Source organism: Paraburkholderia piptadeniae (assembly GCF_900007165.1).
Taxonomy (GTDB): domain Bacteria; phylum Pseudomonadota; class Gammaproteobacteria; order Burkholderiales; family Burkholderiaceae; genus Paraburkholderia; species Paraburkholderia piptadeniae.
In genome coordinates this window covers 1-6056 of record NZ_CYGY02000166.1, presented here as the reverse complement: position 1 = coordinate 6056, position 6056 = coordinate 1, and the positions used below count along the sequence as shown (strand labels likewise).

At 62.8% G+C, this 6056-nt stretch carries 3 protein-coding genes; all 3 read left to right on the top strand.

Annotation, left to right across the window (positions count from 1 at the left end; genetic code table 11):
* Positions 1–203: 203 nt before the first annotated feature.
* Positions 204–1481, top strand: coding sequence for a flippase (locus BN2476_RS43840; RefSeq protein ID WP_087740338.1), 1278 nt, complete (start codon positions 204–206; stop codon positions 1479–1481).
* 181 nt (positions 1482–1662) lie between these two features.
* Positions 1663–4821: an acetoacetate--CoA ligase gene (locus BN2476_RS43835; RefSeq protein ID WP_087740339.1), complete on the top strand. Its 3159-nt coding sequence runs from the start codon at positions 1663–1665 to the stop codon at positions 4819–4821.
* On the top strand, positions 4814–5932 hold the full coding sequence (locus BN2476_RS43830) for a glycosyltransferase family 2 protein (protein ID WP_087740337.1): 1119 nt from the start codon (positions 4814–4816) through the stop codon (positions 5930–5932). Before BN2476_RS43835 ends, BN2476_RS43830 begins: the two co-directional genes overlap by 8 nt.
* The last annotated feature ends 124 nt before the right edge of the window (positions 5933–6056 follow it).

Here is a 6056-nt window from a genome sequence, read left to right as displayed (position 1 = left end):
AACACACGAAGGGCAAGAGTGGCGAATTGCAGATGAATGGCAATGTCACGGTCGACGGACAGTGTTGGCGTGCGCACGGACCGGCATGCGCACGCCTGCTCCAATGCCGCAACGGCTCGCGAAACACACCGTGCCACGCTGGTCGAAGCGCGCGTCGTCCCGATTGAAAGATCGCCAGCCCTCCATTTCAATGAGGCTCAACCTTGTCGGCGAAGAAAGATGCAGTGGCACTGTACGCAATCCAGGCGTGCAACTACGTCGTGCCGTTGCTGGCGCTTCCATACCTGTCACGTACTCTCGGGCCGGAAAGGCTCGGCCAGATCGGGTTTGCGCAGGCGGTCATCCAGCTCTTCATCATGACGACGGACTTCGGGTTCGACCTGGTCGCGGCGCGAAGGGTGTCCATCAATCGCGACAATCCGATAGAGATCGCACGCATCTATTGGACAGTGACGGCAGCGAAGAGCGGGCTCGCCTTGCTGAGCACGCTGGTCATTGTTCTGCTGGTGGCGGGCCTGCCCGCGTTTCGCGCCGATCGCGCAGTGATCCTGATCGGCCTGTTGTCGCTGGCGGGCACCGTGCTCAATCCGCTGTGGCTGTACCAGGGACTCGAAAGGATGCCTCGAATGGCGATGGTTAGCCTGATTTCGAGGGTCGTGTGCCTCGTGCCGCTCGTCGCGTTCGTCAAGTCGCCCGATGACTACCTGATCGCCGCCGTCACGCTCTTTCTTCCCCTGCTGCTATCCGGGCTGTATCTGACGGCGGCGGCACATCTGGGCGGAATGGTCGCATCGTGGCGGCGCGTGACGCTTGCCGATGTGTGGGAGCATTCCGCGGACGCATTCCAGGTCTTCTCCGCTTCCGCGCTGACGTTCCTCTATACGTACGCGAATACCGTCGTTCTCAGGTTCGTTTCAGGCAACACCGCGGTGGGCTATTACATGACAGCCGACAAGCTGATCAGCCCCATCCGGCAATTGATATGGCCGCTCGTACAGGCAGTATTCCCCCGCGTTTGCAAGCTGTATGCGCAAGGCGACACGGCTCGCGCGGATGAAATCAGCAGGAAGGTTATCTCCGGCTTCGTCCTTGTCAATGCGCTTGCGATCCTGGCGGTGTTTCTGTTCGGCGAGCATCTGATCAGGTTGTTCCTGGGCGCCCAGTTCCTGCCCTCGCTGGCGGTTTTGAAGGTGCTGATCTTTCTGCCGTTGATTTTGGCGCTCGCTGTGATCTTTCTGCAACTGCGTGTCATTGCGCAAGGCGAGTTGCGTTCGCTCAAGCGCATCTATGGGATTGCGGTGATGTTTCACGCACTCCAGTCTTTCTGGCTCGTGATGCGGTTCGGCGCGGTCGGAACAGCCCTGTCCGTAGTCCTGACCGAATCGCTGGTGACGGCGCTCGTCTATTACGAGTGTCGCAAGCTGGCGCGGCGCGCGCTGACATCCGGGGCCTCGCTGAACGTCAGCGACAAGCCGATCTGACACGCATGGGCATATAGCCTGGCTGGCGAACCGATCACGCGAGCCGTGCGCCTGAATCATGTACTTCGACAACCGGCCGCGTTGCCATGGTTTCGGCCGTACCGGCGACGAGGTCGATCTGCAGGGCCGACGAAAGCGTTGTCCGCCAGCGGTTCAGGCGGGTGTTACACAGGAGGATGAAATGATCCTTGGAGAGGGCACCAGCGATGTGAGGACGTCAGTTGACCCCACTGCCGTTTATTGTCCTTCACACGAGCGTATCGCGGCGTCGGGCGTGACCGCGTTCATCGAGGCTCTGCGGGGCCATACGGGGGAGGCGCTGCAGGACTATGCAGCGCTGCATGCCTTCTCGGTGCGGGAATTCCGGACGTTCTGGCGGCTCTTTGTCGAATGGGCCCGGGGACTCGACTACGCCGGGGAACTGGAGCCCGTCTGCGTCGGCGACGTGTGCGAGCACGCCGAGTTCTTTCCGCGCGTCGAGCTGAACTATGCCGACAATCTGCTCAATTTCAATGTGGCGCCCGCCACTGCGCCGGCGCTGACCGCGCGCCATGCGGACGGCAGCCAGACCCGATTGACCCGCAAAGAGCTGCGCGAACGCGTTGCGCGTCTCGCGGCCGCACTCGAGCAGAACGGTCTGCGTCGCGGAGATCGCGTCGCAGCTGTCATGCGCAATGACGAGCGCGCGATCATCGTCGCGCTCGCGGTGACGGCGATCGGCGCGACGCTGTCGACCGCCGCGCCCGAGATGGGAGGAGACGGGCTCGTCAACCGCTTTGGACAACTATCGCCGAAGTGGCTCTTCGCCCACGTTTCGCTGCCGAACGCGTCGAATGGAAAAATCTTGTCCGAGGGCATCGCGCAACTGGCGTCTTCCGTCGAGTCGCTGGAACGCCTGATCGTTCTGGAGGACGGATTGGATGTCCCGTGCCGGTTGCGAGTCGATTCGTATTCCGGACTGATGGAAGGAGGCGACGGCGACGCTTTCGTCTGGAGGCGATTTCCGTTCAACCATCCTCTTTTCATCATGTTCTCGTCGGGGACCACGGGGAAGCCGAAATGCATCGTTCACGGTGCGGGCGGGTCGTTGGTCGAGCATCTGAAGGAGCACCGGCTGCACAGCGATCTCGGACCCCAGGACAAGCTCTATTTCCACACGTCGTGCTCGTGGATGATGTGGAACTGGCAACTTTCCGCGCTTGCGTCGGGCGTCGAGATCGTCGTCTACGACGGTCCGATTTCGAGCGCCGATACGCTATGGCAGATGGTTGCCGACGAGCGCGTCACGGTATTCGGCACCAGCCCCGCGTATTTGCAGATGTCCAGTGAGACTGGAATCGAACCCGGACGGCAGTTCGATCTGAGCGCCTTGCGCGCGTTGATGTCGACGGGAGCCGTGCTGTTCGACGCGCAGTTCCGATGGGTGCTGGAGCATGTCAAGCCGTTGCAAATACAGTCGATCTCGGGCGGTACGGACATTCTTGGATGCTTCGTGCTCGGCAATCCGAATCTGCCCGTGTGGCTTGGCGAGGCGCAATGCCGAAGCCTCGGCCTCGATGTGCAGGCGTGGGACGCCGGCGGCCCGGTCGCGGACGTGGGGGAACTGGTGTGCGCCAATCCGTTTCCGTCCCGGCCGCTTGGCTTTTTCGGCGACGCGGACGGGTCGCGATTTCATGCAGCCTATTTCGGCGCGAACCCCGGCGTCTGGACGCACGGCGACCAGATAGAGTTTTCGCGGCACGGCGGCGCGCGGTTGCACGGACGCTCGGACGGCGTGCTCAACGTGCATGGCGTCAAGGTGGGGCCGGGTGAGATCTATCGCGTATTGAGCGACGTCGGCGGCATTCGCGAAGCCGTGGTGGTAGAGCGGCGGACCCGGGAAAACGATGACGCGCGCGCGTACGATCGGCGTATCGTGCTCTTCGTCGTGCTCGAGGAAGGCGTGATGCTGACGGGCGCGCTCATCGCGCGCATCCGCTACGAACTGGTGCACCGCAACTCGCGCGCCCATGTGCCTGACGTCATTCTCCCCGTCGACGCATTGCCCGTCACGCATAGCGGTAAATTGTCCGACTCGGCTGTACGCAGCGCGGTGAACGGCCTTCCCGTCGGAAACACGGCTGCGCTGCGTAACCCCGAATGTCTCGACGCGATTCGCAACCATCCAGGGCTTTCTGTCGATCCACCAGGTGCGCGCCCGAACGAATCGCCATGGGCGGGTGAAACGGCGGGTGATGCAGGAGAGACGCTCGAGGTCTGTCTAACAAGGGTATGGGAGCGGTTATTCGGCTTTGCTCCCATCAGTTGCGGTGACAACTTCTTCGACCTGGGCGGCGATTCGCTGCTCGGCACGGCACTGGCCGCCGAGGTCAGCCACGCGACCGGCCATAAGATGACGCTTGCGATGCTGCTGGCAGCCCCGACGATCGCGGAACTCGCAGCGCGCATACAGGGCGCAACAGGCGACGCTCCTTCGCGGATACTCCTACCCATACGTGACGGCACTGGTGTGCCGATCTTCTGGGTCCATAGTCTTGCGGGCACGGTCATCGAGTGTCGGCGCGTGATCAACGCGATGAAGACGGCGCGACCCATCTATGGCCTGCACGCGAAGGGCCTGGATGGAGACGAGGAGCCGCTGGACTGCGTACGGAAAATGGCCGAATGCTATATCCGGGAACTGCGCAGCATTCAGCCGCACGGACCCTACACGCTGATCGGCTATTCGTTCGGAGGGCTGGTCGCGTACGAGATGGCGCGTCAGCTTCATCGCAGCGGGGAGCCGATCGGTTTGCTTTGTCTGCTCGATACACATGTCCATGACCGCTGTCTGCCCTGGCAGGACCGGCTTCAGTACCAGACGCGCTATGCGGCGCGGCAATGGCGGATGTTCCGCGAGGTATCGCCGGCGCAGCGCAGCCGTTTCATTCTGAGGAAGCTGGCGGGTGCCGCCGACAAGATACGCCTGCGATTGGGCAGGGCGGCGCATCAGCCCATGCCCGAGCATGCCCACATGCCCGTTGCGCTGATGCGCATGCGCGAAGCGATGCGCGTGGCGATGACCACTTACAGGCTCCCCCGATATGACGGCGGACCTGTCAACTTCGTCCGCTCAGCACTCACGGTAGGTGATCTCTGCGATCCATTGCCTGCCTGGAGACGGGTGGCACGGGGCGGCTTCGAAATCTGGAAGGCGGGAGGCAGTCACGTCGAAATGATACTTGGACGAAACGCCGAGCCGCTCGCGGCAACGCTCGATCGCGTCCTGCTCGACGCATCAGCGGGCCGGTCGGGCGATCTCGACTTCGGCGCAATGCCGCAAGGAGGCGTAAATGCATAGCGATCTGCTCGCGGCGGGCCGCAGCGCCGATGCGGCGCAGCCAGGCGCTTCGCCGCTCGCGTCTCACGCGCTTGAGGGTGAGACAGACGCGGGAGGCAGGTCCTTGCGGCTCGCGTGGTACAACATCGTCGAGTTTTCGAAGGCGCACATTCGACGCATCGCCAAGAGGCGTGAGGTTTCGGTGGTGAGGCTCGATCCGGGGCTGCGCAAGGCGCGGCACGTGCTGATCGCCACGGTCCACAACGAGGCGCACCGGATCGGCTTTTTCATGCGCTATTACCGGGACTTGGGATTCGAGCATTTTGTCATCATCGACAATCGGTCGACGGACGAACTCCGGAGCCTGCTCGCGTCCGAGCGGGGAGTATCGCTTTTCGCCGCCGATGGCGTGTACAGGAGTGCGCGCTTCGGGAACGACTGGGTCAACGGCGTGCTGTCGAAATACTGCGTCGGCAAGTGGGTCCTCTATGTCGACGCCGACGAGTTTCTCGTGTATCCGGAGTGCGACACGAGGCCGATCAGCGATCTGACCGACCATCTGGAGCGCAGCGGCCAGCCTTCGCTCAACGGCATGATGGTCGACATGTACAGCGATCGGCCCGTCAGCGAGAACGCGTGTGCTTCCGGCTGTGATCCCGTCACGGTTTGCCGGCTCTACGACAGCGTGGGATATGAGACCCGCTTCGATTCGCTGTCGCGCACGACGTGGATCAAGGGCGGTGTGCGCGGCCGGCTGTTCTTCCCGGACGTATGGTCAGGCCCGGCGCTGAACAAGACCCCGCTCGCGCGCTGGCGGTGGCATTTCGCGTTCGTCAGGTCATCGCATCAACTGTGGCCGCCGCGTCTGAATCAGCCCGTGCCGCACGCGAATCCGCGGATGACCTGTGCCTTGATGCACTTCAAGTTCCTCGCCGACTTCAAGGGCAAGCTCGACGCGGAGAAGACGCGTCAGCAGCACAGCACCGAGTATGCAGCGTATATGGCTCCGTTGTGCGAGCACGACGAAGGGCCGCAATTCGTTGGCGCGTCGACGAGCCGTTATGAAGGGTGGACTTCGTTGCTGCGTGACGGATTGCTTGCAGCCGACAGTGCGTTTTTACGCGAGAGGTGATCGGCGAAGGCGAGGGGCCGAAAGGCCCCTGCCCACGTTCCAGCCATGTTGTCGCGCGGACGGGGAACGGCCCGCGTGCGTTGACCTCATGCCGCGGAATCCGACGTCGCTTCGCACTCCCTGA